At 59.6% G+C, this 14,191-nt stretch carries 12 protein-coding genes; 4 read left to right on the forward strand and 8 right to left on the reverse strand.

Features of this window, described 5'->3' with window-relative positions; genetic code table 11:
* The first annotated feature begins 100 nt into the window (after positions 1 to 100).
* Complete coding sequence (locus BP737_RS04770; RefSeq protein WP_292408601.1) at positions 101 to 793, forward strand: lactate utilization protein; 693 nt, start codon at positions 101 to 103, stop codon at positions 791 to 793.
* 409 nt (positions 794 to 1,202) lie between these two features.
* On the opposite strand, the gene BP737_RS04775 is transcribed toward BP737_RS04770, so the two are convergent.
* On the reverse strand, positions 1,203 to 2,873 hold the full coding sequence (locus BP737_RS04775) for a M28 family metallopeptidase (protein WP_292408598.1): 1,671 nt from the start codon (positions 2,871 to 2,873) through the stop codon (positions 1,203 to 1,205).
* A 14-nt stretch (positions 2,874 to 2,887) separates the two neighbouring features.
* Positions 2,888 to 3,373: a hypothetical protein gene (locus BP737_RS04780; protein ID WP_292408595.1), complete on the reverse strand. Its 486-nt coding sequence runs from the start codon at positions 3,371 to 3,373 to the stop codon at positions 2,888 to 2,890.
* A gap of 558 nt (positions 3,374 to 3,931) precedes the next feature.
* Between BP737_RS04780 and BP737_RS04785 the strand changes: the two genes are divergently transcribed.
* Entirely contained in the window at positions 3,932 to 4,747 is an 816-nt protein-coding gene (locus BP737_RS04785; protein WP_292408592.1) for a mechanosensitive ion channel family protein, read from the forward strand.
* A 76-nt stretch (positions 4,748 to 4,823) separates the two neighbouring features.
* Here the strand turns inward: BP737_RS04785 and BP737_RS04790 are convergent, their stop codons facing one another.
* The 3 genes from BP737_RS04790 to BP737_RS04800 all read right to left on the reverse strand — a co-directional run bounded on the left by BP737_RS04790 (position 4,824) and on the right by BP737_RS04800 (position 8,531).
* Complete coding sequence (locus BP737_RS04790) at positions 4,824 to 6,290, reverse strand: RNB domain-containing ribonuclease (protein WP_292408588.1); 1,467 nt, start codon at positions 6,288 to 6,290, stop codon at positions 4,824 to 4,826.
* A gap of 65 nt (positions 6,291 to 6,355) precedes the next feature.
* Positions 6,356 to 7,192 carry a class I SAM-dependent methyltransferase gene (locus BP737_RS04795; protein ID WP_292408585.1) on the reverse strand — a complete coding sequence of 279 codons (837 nt, stop codon included), beginning with the start codon at positions 7,190 to 7,192 and terminating at the stop codon, positions 6,356 to 6,358.
* An 82-nt stretch (positions 7,193 to 7,274) separates the two neighbouring features.
* Complete coding sequence (locus BP737_RS04800; RefSeq protein ID WP_292408582.1) at positions 7,275 to 8,531, reverse strand: diadenylate cyclase; 1,257 nt, start codon at positions 8,529 to 8,531, stop codon at positions 7,275 to 7,277.
* A 670-nt stretch (positions 8,532 to 9,201) separates the two neighbouring features.
* Between BP737_RS04800 and BP737_RS04805 the strand changes: the two genes are divergently transcribed.
* Positions 9,202 to 10,233: an inorganic phosphate transporter gene (locus tag BP737_RS04805; RefSeq protein ID WP_292408580.1), complete on the forward strand. Its 1,032-nt coding sequence runs from the start codon at positions 9,202 to 9,204 to the stop codon at positions 10,231 to 10,233.
* A 603-nt stretch (positions 10,234 to 10,836) separates the two neighbouring features.
* On the opposite strand, the gene BP737_RS04810 is transcribed toward BP737_RS04805, so the two are convergent.
* The 3 genes from BP737_RS04810 to BP737_RS04820 form a co-directional block, all read right to left on the reverse strand.
* The gene (locus BP737_RS04810) at positions 10,837 to 12,201 is read right to left on the reverse strand and encodes a PFL family protein (protein WP_292408576.1); all 1,365 of its coding nucleotides are present in this window, start codon (positions 12,199 to 12,201) and stop codon (positions 10,837 to 10,839) included.
* 9 nt (positions 12,202 to 12,210) lie between these two features.
* Positions 12,211 to 12,483: an ACT domain-containing protein gene (locus BP737_RS04815; RefSeq protein ID WP_292408574.1), complete on the reverse strand. Its 273-nt coding sequence runs from the start codon at positions 12,481 to 12,483 to the stop codon at positions 12,211 to 12,213.
* A 467-nt stretch (positions 12,484 to 12,950) separates the two neighbouring features.
* Positions 12,951 to 13,361, reverse strand: a complete 411-nt coding sequence (locus tag BP737_RS04820) for a VOC family protein (protein WP_292408569.1) — start codon at positions 13,359 to 13,361, stop codon at positions 12,951 to 12,953.
* A gap of 365 nt (positions 13,362 to 13,726) precedes the next feature.
* Here BP737_RS04820 and BP737_RS04825 point away from each other — a divergent pair, with 365 nt between their 5' ends.
* Positions 13,727 to 14,053 (forward strand): putative immunity protein, encoded by a 327-nt coding sequence (locus BP737_RS04825; protein ID WP_342685972.1) that lies wholly within the window; start codon positions 13,727 to 13,729, stop codon positions 14,051 to 14,053.
* The last annotated feature ends 138 nt before the right edge of the window (positions 14,054 to 14,191 follow it).

Consider the following 14,191-nt stretch of genomic DNA (forward strand, 5'->3'; position numbering starts at 1 on the left):
TGCGGGTCCCTGATAAGAGGCTGGTTACCTCTCCTCTGTGACCCGCCCCGGAGGTATAGGTATATGTGAGATCGCATCCATCTACGCACCAGGTGATCGAATGGAAAATGTTTCCCGGCAGACGGCAAAAAATACGGAGTACAGCGCGGGCAACCTGTTGAAGGATGCTGGAGTTGATGCCGGACGGTGGAGCCGGATACCGGACGACGCGACGCTTAAAAAGACAATTTCGGCGGTCGAGGAGCGGAATATCCGGGTGATCGTCGCGGAGACGGCTGAGGATGCCCTCCGGGCCGTCGTCGACCTGCTGCCAGAAGGGGCCGAGGTCATGAACGGCTACTCGACGACCCTGATCGAGATCGGGTTCGACCAGGCGCTCAAGGAGAACCCGAAGGGATGGCGGGACTATCACGCGGTCATCACCGCCGAGAACGACGAAGAGAAGCGGCACGCGCTCCGCCGAAAAAGCGTAGCCGCCGATTATTTCCTCTCCGGGGTGCAGGCTATCGCCGCGTCGGGCGAGATCGTCGGGTGCGACAAGACCGGAAGCCGGACGGGAGCGTGGCCCCATGCGGCGGCTCACCTCATCCTCGTCTCCGGGGTGAACAAGATCGTGCCGACGTTCGAAGAAGCGCTCCGGCGGTGCCGGGAATACGCCCTGCCCCTCGAAGAGCAGCGTGCACAGCGCGCCTACGGCATGGGAAGTTACATCGGCAAGCAGGTGGTCCTCGATCACGAAGATACCGACGGGAGGGCAACCCTGGTCCTGATCCGGGACCGGCTCGGGTATTGAATCCGGCCGCCCCCCGCGGGCGGCGCCTTTGCGGCAGGCGTATGCCCGGTTTATCCCTTTTTCGGAAGAGGGAAACCGTATTCCCTATTCTTCCTGATTTCCGGGCTTTGTTGAAACCCCACCTGTTTGTTTCGGATGGCCACAATCAGGGTTACTCCGGGGCACGGTTTTCCACCGGGTCTCACCATGACTGCCCCCGCTTCAAGGGGCGGGAGAGGAGGCCGGAGGCCGGGCGGGGTGGGGGTTGCAGGATAGTCTTATGAGATTGAGACAGGGGAGGGGGTCCCCCCCTCCCCGTCAGCCCCACCCCCAATGGCGATAGTCACCACGGTCCACTGTATGAAGACTTGCCCGAGAAAAAGGCCGATCCGGGGGACAAGCTTGGCCCGGGCATTGTTTCAAAAAGATATCAGCCCCGTCTCTTCCTGTACACCACAATAAGGGCGAGGGCAAGGACGAGCGCACCGCCGCCGACGAATAACTCCGACGATATCCCCTTTGGCCCGGGTTCATAGAAGGGGTTGTTATTCGGAGGAAACTCGAATGATTCTCCCAGTACGCTTCTGATAATAAAAGTCGTCTCATCGCTCCCGACGACTTCGCCGTCCTCTCCGTATGCCACGATCCCGTAGGTGTGGTTGCCCGGCGTGAGGTGGAAAGAGTTCTCTGAAGAGAGATTTGCGACCCTGATCCCGTCGACGAAACCGGCGACTGCGGCAACCCCTTCGGGCCTCTCGATCAGGTAGACGAGAGAATGAATGCAGCCAACCCTTTTTTTCAGGCCCATGGTCTCAATATCCTCCTGCGAGCGTTTTCCCCAGATTGCGATCCCGACATTGTTCTTTGCCGCAACCGGGAAGTCGAGATCTCTTCCCTCTGCGGTGAGATGTATCTTCTGCCGGTTGCCTGCCGGGTCATAGCCGACGATCTGCACTTCGTGGGCGCCCGGGACATACCGTACCGGTCCCCAGAGAGGGTTTTCAAGGCGGTCATAGCCATTCACCTCTGTGGTGTGGATGCCCTGGGGCAGGGAAACCGAACCCGACGGGCAGGGGCCGAGGTTCTGGCCGTCGACGATCACCTCATAGGTGAGGTCTTCCGGGGAGTCGTAATAGACGGTCCCGTTCTCCACCCGGGCCGCATATTCAGGAGGCGTCAGGTCGCCGGTGTCTTCCACCCAAGAGATTGCACCGGCCACCGCCCCGGCGCACTCGGCGGCGAGGGTGTAGTTGAGCCTTTCAGGACGGTCTTCCGGTGTATCCCAGATTATGTCATGGTTTCCCCAGTCGACCATCCGGAGCGCCGGGAGGTGCCGTTCCTGAAAATTGACCTCGTCTCCCACCGAACTCATATCGCCGAAGTCGCGCTCATATGTGATGCTCTCGCTCTCGGGGAGCCACTCGTAGAGCCATCGGTGCTGGGGAAGGGCGCGCGCTCTGAGAGAATCGCCGTATGCCACGCAGTCGAGGTTGACGGCGGCGATGATCTCGTCGTGGCGGTCTTCGTGCGCGTCCAGCCACCGTTTACTCCCGAACAGCCCCACATCCTCGCCGGAGAAGGCGATGAAGTAGATGGTCCGGTCCGGATCCTCGTCCTTTAGGAGGCGGGCAATTTCCAGCATCGAGGCGACGCCGGCGGCGTTGTCGTCGGCGCCCGGATACACCTCACCGGGGAGTTCAGGGGCGGCGGTGTCGTAGTGAGCGGAGATGATCACGGTCTGGTTGCTCTTCCCTTCCTTCACCCCGATCACGTTGGAGCCGATGAGCACCGATTGTACTTCATAACCTCCCCCTCCTTTATACGTCGCGACCGGCACCTCGAAGGACTCGACGGTCACCGTAAGTCCGCGCTCGCGCATCTTTTCACCGATATACCCGGCCGCTTCTTCCTCGCTCCCCGTGAACCGCGAGAGATTGCAGAGGTCGCGGGTGACGGTCTCGATCTCGTCGGCGTCCGCGGTGAGTGCGGAGGTCGCGGGGACGAGGAGGATAAATAGAGCGAAGACAAAATAGAGCCTTTTTGTGGTGATTAATGTTTTTTCATGAGAGATACCCAAAAAAGGGGGAAGTTTTTGTTTCATCCAGGCATCTCCGGTCACTTAAATTTAATGTCGATTACATCGCTTGCTGACTCGGATCCTCCGCTACAAGAGATATCAAAGTGGAACACGTCACCAGGGCCGCTTGGCCTGAACGTATACTCGAGCGTTCCGTCCCAACTCTCGTCACCGCCTGGTGCGTCATAGATTTCTTTCTTGGCGAGTACTCTCCCACTTTCATCTTTCAAGAAGAATTTAGCGGTCTGCAACCACACATCGCCGGTCTCAATATACTCGCAGTTGACTATGAGCTTGTATGTTTGACCACTGACATATATGACATCGGGTGACTCGCCATTCGCGAAACAGGACATACCACCGGTTTCATCAACGATTAATGTTCCCGCATCGCGTATGTCCTCAGAGTTAACTCCATGAGAGTCGGTCTGCTCGCTCCCGGCACTCGCTGCAGGAACCAGGAACATCCCGACAAGGAGAAGTCCTGCTAAGACAGCGAGTACGCTTCTGTTTTTTCCTTTCATTTCTCTCACATTTCTCCTCCCCGAAGGCGCAGCACCGCAACAGTTATCTAGGTTGACGACCCATGCTACTATAATAACCTTCGGGCAAGTTGTTGGGGCGGGAGGCACTCCTGTTAAGTTCTCCAGTCCCAGCCGGACACCGGTTTAGGCATCCGCAGTTCAGGCTATGGTCTTTTATCTATATTAATCTATCGTGGCCCTCTTTTGGCTCTCGAAGAGATGGGAGCCTCTTTCTCGATACAATAAACCCATACCGTCTTGCGACTGAAAAAATCAGGCAACAACAGTGAAGACGCCCCAGAACGTCTTTACCGGGAGGGAGAGACCCCCGCGCACCTGACGGTGCCTAAGCTCCTTTTCGTCGCACCCACTCGAAACTCTTCGAGTTTCTCAAGCCCCCGCTCTACGACCGGTCGCTTTCTCGAAGACCTCCGGTCTTCTTAAACTCCTGCCGCCGGACCCCCGGCCAATCCGGCCACACCGATGGCGACGTTTCTTCCCCACGTTGTAGTATCGTATTATCTAATCGTGCGTGCCATTTTTTGGTATATGGAGATTATGGATATTCTCAATACCACGACCGTTCCGCTCTCCGATATCACGCTTGAAAAAGTCGTCCTCGCCGCGATCATCGCCGTGATCGGGTGGATTGTGGTGCGAGTGCTCATTTCCGCCTTTACGAAAGCACTCTCCCGGGCCTCAAACCTGCCCGGTCTGGTCCTCGAGTTTCTCGTCCGCTTCTTTGCGATCCTGCTCTACGTGGTCCTCGTCCTCGTCGTCCTCGCGACGCTCGGAATGGACGTCTCTTCCGTGGTGCTCGGGCTCTCGGCAGTGATCGGACTCATCCTCGGCTTCGGCCTGCAGGATACCATCACCAACCTCGCTGCCGGGGTCTGGGTGGCGGCCATCCGCCCCATCGACAAGGGGGAGTTCGTCGAGGTCAACGGCATCTCCGGAACGGTCACCGCGGTCGGGATCATGGCGACCGAGCTCCTGAAAGCCGACAACACCTATATCACCATCCCCAACTCCCTTGTCTGGGGGAGCCCGGTGATCAATTCCAGCCGCATGGACACCCGCCGCGTTGAGGTCAAGGTCAGGATCGCCTACGACAGCGACCTCAACCTGGCGATCAGGGTCGCCACCGACCTGATGGCGGCCCATGAGGCGGTGCTCTCCTCCCCGGGACCCGCGGTCGTCGTCACGGAACTGGGAGAATCGTCAATACACCTCGCCCTCCGGGCGTGGACAAAGACACCCGACGCCGGGCGGGTGAAGGGGGACCTGACCCGCGACATCGTCGGGATGTTCAAGGAGGCCGGCGTTGAGATCCCCCTTCCGCAGATGGACGTCCACCTGAACGGGACGGAATGATCTCCATCATCTGTGATTGTCTGGTCAGGGCCCCCTCCTTGACGAAGGGTCGAAAGGGGAGAGACTCTCCTCTTCCTCACCCGATACGCTCAAAGTCGATGAAGCCCTTGTACGGGTCGGTCGCGAGCAGGCGGACCCGGACCCGCCGTCCGACCCGGAGCCCCTGGTCACCCAGAACGACCTTCCCTTCGGCCGGGGGGTCGATCAGCCTGACATACGTCCCCTTCTCCGAGGCGCCGGTGACGAACGCCTCGAACGTATCGCCGATCCGGTCCCGGAGCATGACTGCGGCCGCCGCCTTCCGGGCGAAGCGTTCGACCTTCTGGGACGCTTTGTCCCGGTCGGTCAGCCGGACGGCGAGGTCGTCGAGTTCCTCGCAGGTATACGGGCATTCGTCCCCGGCGATGACTGATTTCAGCAGTCGCTGGATGATGAGATCGACGTAGCGCCGGTTCGGGGCGGTGCCGTGGGTGTAGTCGGTGACGGCGAGGGCGAAGTGGCCGACGGGGATGTCGCCCGGCCGGAACGCCACGTATTCGCCCGCTCCCATGAGTTTTACCACCGTAAGCGAGAGGTCGGGGAAGCGATCGGGGTCGGCGGCCTTCTGCCGGATGAGGAAGCGCGTGAGCGCTTCTGCGTTCGGTTCGGCGGGCAGGACCGCACCACGCTCCGCCGCCTCCCTCACGATCCCCTCCCAGTTCTTCGGCGTGCGGACGACCCGGTGGATCATGGGGAGCCCGGCATCGCCCAGAAACGCCGTCACGGTGCCGTTCGCCGCGATCATGAACTCCTCGATCAGGCACCGCGCGCGGTTCTGCTGCTGGACGACGAGACCCATGACCCGACCGTCCGCCACAACCGGCTCGGCTTCAATCGTCTCGAGGGCGAGCGCCCCCTGCTCCGTGCGGCGCTTCTTCATACGCACGGCAGCCTCGTCCTGGAAGAGGACCTGCTCCCGGAGGCCCGGTGTCTCCCGGATCGCCCGGGGAACGGGCCCGATCCCCTCCAGCCAGTCGCCGACCTCCTCGTAGACGAGTTTCGCCCGGTTCGTGACGATTGCCCGGTAGATCTCGCCGGGCCTCACGCTTCCGTCCGGGAGAACGGCATACTCGATGACGACCGCCATGTGCTCCCGGCCGGGCAGGAGCGAGGTGATGCCCGCCGAGAGACGGTCGGGCAGCATCGGGAAGGTCGTAACGCCGGTATAGACCGAGGTCCCGTTGTGGGCGGCGTGCCGATCCGTCCGCGACCCCTTCGGGACGTAGGCGTCGACATCGGCGATCGCGACCCGGACCCGGATCTCCCCGCCGGGACCTCCCGCGCAGACCTCTATCTGGTCGAGGTCCCGTGAGTCGTAGTTGTCGATAGACGACCAGAGGAGCGACCGGAGGTCGCGGCGGTCGCTGGAGATCGCCGGAAGGGTGTCGGCAGCGAGAGAGTTGACTTCCCGGAGGACGGAAGGCGGGAACGCCGGGATAAAACCGTAGTGTTCCATTGCCGACCACGCGATGGCCTCGAGGTCGACGGGCTGCTGGTTCTGCATCTGACTGATACCTTTGTTTCAGGGCATATATATGAGCCAGGGTGCGGGACGACCGCTGCCGACGCTCACCGGTCTTTCGTCCACCAGATCGCCGCGGTCGGCCTTACGGATGCTTCGACGTACTTCCCGGATTCGTTCCGGGAGAGCACATGCGCGAAGTACTCCCGGACGGGAGCGAGGGCTTCCGGAGCGGGATCGTGCATCCCCATCCAGGTCCGGGCGGCCTCGTCAACGGAGTCGTAGACCGCCTCCCAGACGGCGCGATAGATCCGGACGTTCGGGTAGATCCCGGCGTCGTGAAGGATGTTGACGGGATAGATGTAGTCCGGATATCCCTTCCGCAGGGCCGCCGCCTCCCCGAAGACCGTCCGGTACAGCGCCATCTCTTCAGGGCTCCGCCACTCGCCCGCGTGCCAGAAGAGGTAGACCCCCCGGAGAGCCGCAGCGTCGAGTTTCCGCAGGGCGGCGGCGAGATCGTAGAATCCGAGCGAGAACGCCGCAACGACCACGTCGTGCGGCTCGATATCCCTGCCGACCACGGCGTCCTCCCAGCGCATCCGGACGCATGAGTAGTTCGAGAGCTCTTCCGTCGCCATCTGTTCCTGCAGAACGGCAAGCATGCCTCCCGAAGGATCGAGCGCCGTCACGTGGGCGGCGGTGCGGGCAATCGGGACGGCAAGCCTTCCCGTCCCCGCACCTACGTCAAGGACGGTCTCGCCGGGTGCGAGATCCAGAATCCCGAGTTCCTGCTCCGTCGCCTGCTTCTCGTCGCGGGTGACCCGCCGGTAGGCGGCGGCCCGCCTGTCCCAGACAGCGGCAGGATCGTGCTCTTTCTGGAGGCGCTCCGGGGAGTTCACATAGATAGCCTTCCAGAGTTCGTTCCAGTCGATGATCCGATACATGCACATTCATCTCTCTGCAAGGGTATAGTTCCAGCCAATCCCTCTCGAACCGACCGGTCGCCGTCTTCCCGGGACGCTCGATCTACGGCCAGATTGTATACAGGATCTTCCCGCCTTTGAACAGGGTGATCAGACCGCCGCTCTGTGAGACCACAACCCCAAGAGCGTTGGTTGACTGGGTGATCCCGGCGATTGAGGAGTGCCGCGAACCGAGCCCTTCGGGAATGTCCACGCGACTTGTTTCCACCGTGATGTACCGCCCTGCCGCTTCGACGGTGCCGTCCCCCCTGACGATGAACGCACCGTCCAGCTGGGCAAATTCTTTGATGTTGCCACGGATTCTACTGTCCGTTATCTGCCGCTCGGCCGGACTGAGTCCCTGGAACGGGTTTAAGACGAACTGCCGCGAGTGATCCAATACGGCATCGGTGTCCCCCACCACAAACGAAGTCCCGACTGCCTGCCCTTCTCTTCCCTCGCGGGCCATGTCGATGGCGATCTGCAGGACCGAACCAAGAACCGCCGGCGTGACATCGGTTCCGGAACAGATCCGCTCCAGATCTTCAGCAGACGGTAGATTCTTTGAGGAAGAGCCGGTTATTTGCGTGATCCCGCCTGCTTTTGCAGCGCACCGGGCTTCTCTCTCCCAGGTGTTCGCCGTCTCGAGGTATTTCGAATGCCTCCTCCCGGAGAATTTTCCAGCCAGTGTTCTGAGCAGATGGGCACAGATGTAAGCGCTTGCCGCTGCAGTGGTCATGTCTCTTCGCTCCATCGCCTGATGATAGAGGTCCTCCTGTATTGCCACCGCCCTTAAGAGATCGGAGACCGTTGCCTGCTCCCCTCTCCGCCACATAATTCGCATAACAATCCCCCCCAGCGCCACGACAACGACGGCGGTGACAAGGATGATGATGAATATGGTGAGGTTTTCCTCCGGGGGCGGGGTCGATAGAGCCGGCGTAATCGGCCCCCGATCATCCGCATTGAGCTCCAGGGAAAGTGCTTTGGCGATTGATTGTCCGTCCGACTGTTTTCCCGTGACATTTACCGTGAAGAGTCCCGTTTTCGAGTACTGGTGGGTTGCAGGGAGATCCGGATACTCGGTGATGTTTCCGTCGCCCCAGTCGAGACTGACCGACGTGATGGTCACTCCTGGCGATACGGGATTGAGGTTCCCGTTTATCGTTACATTCTGTCCATCGATCACCGGATCGAGAAGCGTGAGAACCGGCGCTCCTGCCGGTAGCATGGGGTTTGTCGAGTTCAGGATGTCGCCCCATATAGAAGGCGTTGGCTGTGTTGCTTCCGCACCGACCGCACCGGGCAGTACAGCAAGCATCAGACTCAACGCAATAAGAATCAGCCATATTCTGGAGGAGGAATATAATACTCTATGCATGGCAATGTGCTCGATCCCTACAGAATATCAAGATCTATTGCTATTAAAAATCGTTGCCCCGAAAACGGGGGCGCTGCCGCTGATCTCCGGGAACGGGGAAAGATATTCGCCTGTTTCGCGGACTCTCCTGACCGATACCCGTCTCCCGGCGCGCCCCTTGACGGATACGCATCGGTGGGCCCCCCGTAGGGGCAGCGCTCCGTTTTCTTTGCCGGAACGAAAAAGAGCAGGGGTCCGCCGTCGACCCCCTGCAGACGCGGTGGAGCGCCGCGGTCACCGGGCCGAGATATAAATCTTCATGCATAGAGCCGTGATCGTGGCGATCTCATGAGGGGGGAGGTATGCCGATGATCGGCAGGCGTCCGCTGCGCTCGCCTGCAAAGATGCTTGAAGAATGTGTTTTTGGGCCGTTCGGGAACGCCCGGCCGCTCCTGTTTCAGATGAACACCCCCTCGTTCCCGGGAGGGAGAACTCGCGCGAGAAATCGTTAAGAAACTATAGTATGGGCCTCCGGGTCTGTATTTACGTGTCCGTCCCTGTAGCAGCCTATATTTTATAGCGAGAATTGATATGCTCAATGCAGGATTACCAGTAACTAACTGATCCTACAATGCTTGACTTTACCGTGCTCCTCATTGTGGGCATAATTATCATCGCACTTTTCTTTGATTTTACAAATGGTTTTCATGATTCGGCAAATTCCATCTCGACCGTCGTCTCGACGAAGGTTCTCTCTCCGAGAAACGCCGTGCTCTTTGCCGCGTTCTTCAATTTTATCGCGGCTTTCGGATTCGGTGTCGCGGTTGCAAGCACCATCAGCAATATCATCCAGCTCGATTATGTCGAAACCTCTATCATCCCCTATATTGTTCTCTGCGGTCTCGTCGGGGCGGTTGTCTGGAACCTCATGACCTGGTACCTCGGTCTGCCGACGTCTTCGTCGCATGCGCTCATCGGGGGCCTGATGGGCGGGGGCATAGCCGCAGCCGGTATTGCGGCAATTAAGATTTCGACCGTCGAAATCATCGTCATTTTCATGGTTCTGTCGCCTATCATCGGGCTTCTCATGGGCTTACTGTTCATGACCGCAGTGGTTCGGGCTTCCGGGGGCTCTCCCCGACCGGCGGCCGAACGACACTTCAAGCGCCTTCAGCTTCTATCAGCGGCGGCGTACAGTTTCAGCCACGGGACCAACGATGCGCAGAAAACGATGGGGATTATTACTCCGCTCCTCTTTTCCATCGGCTATTACGGAACGAGCGTCGACCCGAACCACCTGCCGGTCCCGCTCTGGGTGATCCTTTCCGCGCACGCGGCAATTGCGCTCGGTACGTTCTTCGGGGGATGGCGCATCGTGAAGACGATGGGCTACGGTATCACAAGGCTCCGCCCGGTCCACGGATTCGCGGCGGAGACGGCAGGCGCGGCGACAATCATCGGGGCTTCCCTCGCGGGAATTCCGGTGAGCACGACGCATATCATCTCTTCTTCAATCATGGGCGTCGGCGTTACTAAAGGAGCGCGATTCGTGAAGTGGGGCGTTGCGCGCCGGATCGTCGCGGCGTGGATCCTCACGATACCGATCAGTGCGTTGATCGGGTTTCTGGCGTTCCTGGCACTTCGTCTGGTGCTGGGGGTGTGACCGTCCTTCTCCGCCGGTTGTCCGGTGCAGCGACCCGTTACGGCGTCTGCTGGACGATTGTCCACGAAGATGCCGGCCGGATCTTCAATGATGAAATGTTTCGGGCCCCATACCTCCTTTGTATACGAAAAGACGATCTTTAGCCCTCCACCTGTATTGCTACTGTACTCTCTTTTGGCATCCTCTACGTCGTAGGTGATGATGATGCCCTTTCCGTTATACGCATCGCGGAGAAACCGGGGCTGGTTGGAGAGGTCCGGTTTCATGAACCCGAGCTCGATGCCGCTTGCGTGCTTCAGCTGTATGTACCAGTCGGGCCTCAAAGCCCTGCATCTCTCAAGTTCCGGCGTGACGGCGATAGGATATTGTGCGGCTACATCTATCGGCTGCATATCAGATTCCTCCGTCAGTTCTTGTCCTCCCGACACAATTCCTCAATGAAAAAAAGTCTGTTAGGACCAGAACGCCGCAGGCAATCCCTATCCGACCGTCAAGAACGGCGGGAAGTAGCGGTTCAAGGTCGGTGCGTTCTGTCGTGCTCGATGGCAGATGCGGGGTGCGCCGCCGGAGTCGGGAGAAAAAAGGACCGGATATTCCTGGAAATCAGTTCTTAAAACTGTGGATCGGTGCGGGAATCCGTCCGCCACGATTAATGAAGTCCGCGCAACCGAATCCGTTGACCCTCTGCACCGGTGCATGCCCGAGCAGTCCGCCGAACTCGACGGTGTCTCCAACATCCTTTCCAATCACCGGGATCAGCCGGACGGCGGTCGTCTTCTGGTTGATCATCCCGATTGCAGCCTCATCCGCGATTATGCCGGATATTGTCGAAGCGGGTGTGTCGCCGGGAATTGCAATCATATCGAGGCCGACCGAGCATACGCAGGTCATCGCCTCGAGTTTTTCGAGAGTGAGGGCCCCGCGGTTCACCGCATCGATCATCCCCTGGTCCTCGCTGACCGGGATGAATGCCCCCGAAAGCCCGCCGACAAAGGAGCTCGCCATAATCCCTCCCTTCTTCACCTGATCGTTTAAGAGGGCGAGTGCGGCCGTCGTCCCCGGTGCACCGACCGATTCGAGCCCCATCTCCTCGAGGATCGCGGCGACGCTGTCCCCGACGGAGGGCGTGGGGGCAAGAGAGAGATCCACGATCCCGAACGGAATCCCGAGCCTCTCCGACGCCTCCTGGGCGACGAGCTGCCCTGCACGGGTGACCTTGAAGGCCGTCCTCTTGACCGTCTCGCAGAGGACCTCGAAGTTCTTGCCCCGGACGCCTTCGAGTGCGTGCTTGATGACTCCCGGGCCGCTTACCCCCACGTTGATGACCGCATCAGCCTCGGAAACACCGTGAAAAGCCCCGGCCATGAACGGGTTGTCGTCGGGGGCGTTGCAGAGGACGACCAGTTTCGTACAGCCAAGGGAGTTATTGTCCTTTGTCGCCCGGGCCGTCTCCCGCACGATCTCTCCCATCAGTTTGACGGCATCCATGTTGATTCCGGTCCTCGTCGAGCCGATATTCACCGAGCTGCAGACCCTCTCGGTCGAGGAGAGAGCCGCCGGGATCGAGCGGATGAGCGCTTCGTCGGACGGGGTCATCCCCTTTGAGACGATGGCCGAGTATCCCCCGAGGAAGTTGACCCCCGTATCCCGTGCGGCCCGATCAAGCGTCTTTGCAACCGTGACAAAATCCTCCGGGGACCTGCAGGCCCGTCCGCCGACGAGTGCGATGGGGGTTACGGATATTCTCGTGTTTACGATCGGAATTCCGTACTCGAGTTCGATCTCCCTCCCGGTTGAGACGAGGTCTCTGGCGAGCCGGGTGATCTTATCGTATATATTCCGGTTGAAGGCGCCGAGATCGGAGTCACAGCAGTCGAGAAGGCTGATGCCGAGCGTGATGGTTCTCACATCGAGCTTCTCCTGCTCGATCATCTTGTTCGTCTCGTTTACCTCGAGAATAGTGACCATAAATATTCCTCAGATACGGTGCATTTTTGTAAAAATGTCTTCCCGCTGGCACCGGATCTTAACGCCGATCTCATCGCCGAGAGCTTCGAGTTCGGTCACCATTTCGGCATACGGTTTTGTTGATCCGCTGGTATCGACGATCATCATCATATTGAAGTACCCCTGTACGATCGTCTGCGAGATGTCCTCGACATTGGCCCGGTTATCGGCAAGATACGTACAGACCTTCGCGATGATCCCCACTGCATCCTTTCCGACGACGGTAATGATTGTCTTGCTCATGCCCTTCTCCCGTCCCTGTATAGATCATGGTAGGATGTTGCGGCGGTTCAAGGTTTGCCGGGAGCGTCGTCGTGAGGTTGTTTACCGCAGATCCCCGAACCACCGTGAGAAAGAGACTCGCCGTCGAGCGGCCTTCCACTCCTCCGGAAAATCGTTGGGCGGGCGCGCCACCGCAACTGCAATACGCGGATCGTCTGCGGCAAACGCAACCACATGGCCGCTCCCAGGGTGCAACCTGTTCCGGGTCGATGCCGATCACCCGGCGTGGTGCGCCACCGCTCTCGCCGAAGTCCCGGTAGTCGGGTGCCGGCAACCCCGGTCGGGAAGCACCGGCCCCGGGCGGACAACGGAGGTAGCCGACACACGTGACGCTACTGGAATCGGAGTGTACCTCTTCTGATCAACTATACGGGCCTATCCTGCTGGTTCTGGTGCAACACCGCCCTGCAGGAGCGAGCCCGAAACGGTTATCGCGCGTTCTCGTCCGGCTGTAGCATACCGAATGTGTTGCCCTCGGTATCCTTGCAGTACATCAGCCATCCGATGCCAGGCACCGCCATTCTGGGGACGGCGATGCTCCCGCCGGCTTTGAGTACCCTGTCGGCGGACCCGTCCAGATCGGCAACGCCGATCGTACAGACGTATGCGTTCACGGGCTGCCCTTCGGCAGGTGCAGGGCCCTGGCGGAAGATGAGGCCGCCGTTGATACCGGGCTCGGTCTCAGGTCCGGTCGTCACCATCCAGTACCGATTTTCATCTTTCATCTCGACACCAGGCATGGTCCATTCTTCGATCTCCCAGCCGAACACGTCCCGGTAAAACTTCACCGCCCGCTTCGGGTCGCCTGCGTGTATCTCAAAGTGTATTACCTTGTTCATGCGATTCATCCTCCTTCTGTCAGGTGGCAGAAGAGTTTGTTTGTAACCCTGACTCACTCCGGGTGCGGATATATCTTTCCGGTGATACAGCATAGTGCCGTGCGCAGCACGGGTTTCCCGGGTCCTCCGGATAAGACAGATCTAACCCGGGAACTACGTCATAGCCTAACCGGCGGGGAGGGGCAGCAAAGCCGGAGGTATCTCCTGTTAGGAGCGGAGCGGGGGGTTCATCAGGCCGGCGTGTGTATATGCGGTATTCACGGCTACGTTCACTATCGTTGCACCGGCGCCGCGTGGAGCCGGGACGGGCCGCAGAGGATGATGCTGACCGCACTGACGCCCCGGCCGGACGAGTGTACCGGGAGATGGGAAGCCATGAAAAAGTACAACAGACAGGACCAGATATCGATGGCCGAGATCCGCGGGGCATCCCTTGGGCTCATGCTGTCGCCCGCGACGCGAAAGGGAATGAGGCGGCCTGTTTTGCTGCGCGTGCCGCAGGCCAGGCGGTGGCCCACGTCCCCCAGCGCGCCTTCGGGGCGGCTTACTATGCTCTTAAGGCCGTCGCGGCGGCCGACCCCGACGATGCCGGGGTTAATGTTGCCGGGGAGCGTGAGTGGCAGGCGAGGCGTCTTCCGGAGGAACTGAGGGAGAAGAACATGAGACCAAATAATCATCCAAAAAAGGGGTGACGGGATTTCTATCAAACTACAAACGGGTGAGGGTTTTTGAGATATTATTTTTGCTCATTATAGTGTAGAGGCAGTTTTGCCACGGTGAGAGCAGGGGAAAACGGTGTTGGAATGAGGGTAACGTAACGAGTTTGCTGT

Source organism: Methanoculleus sp. UBA291 (assembly GCF_002499755.1).
Lineage (GTDB): Archaea > Halobacteriota > Methanomicrobia > Methanomicrobiales > Methanoculleaceae > Methanoculleus > Methanoculleus palmolei.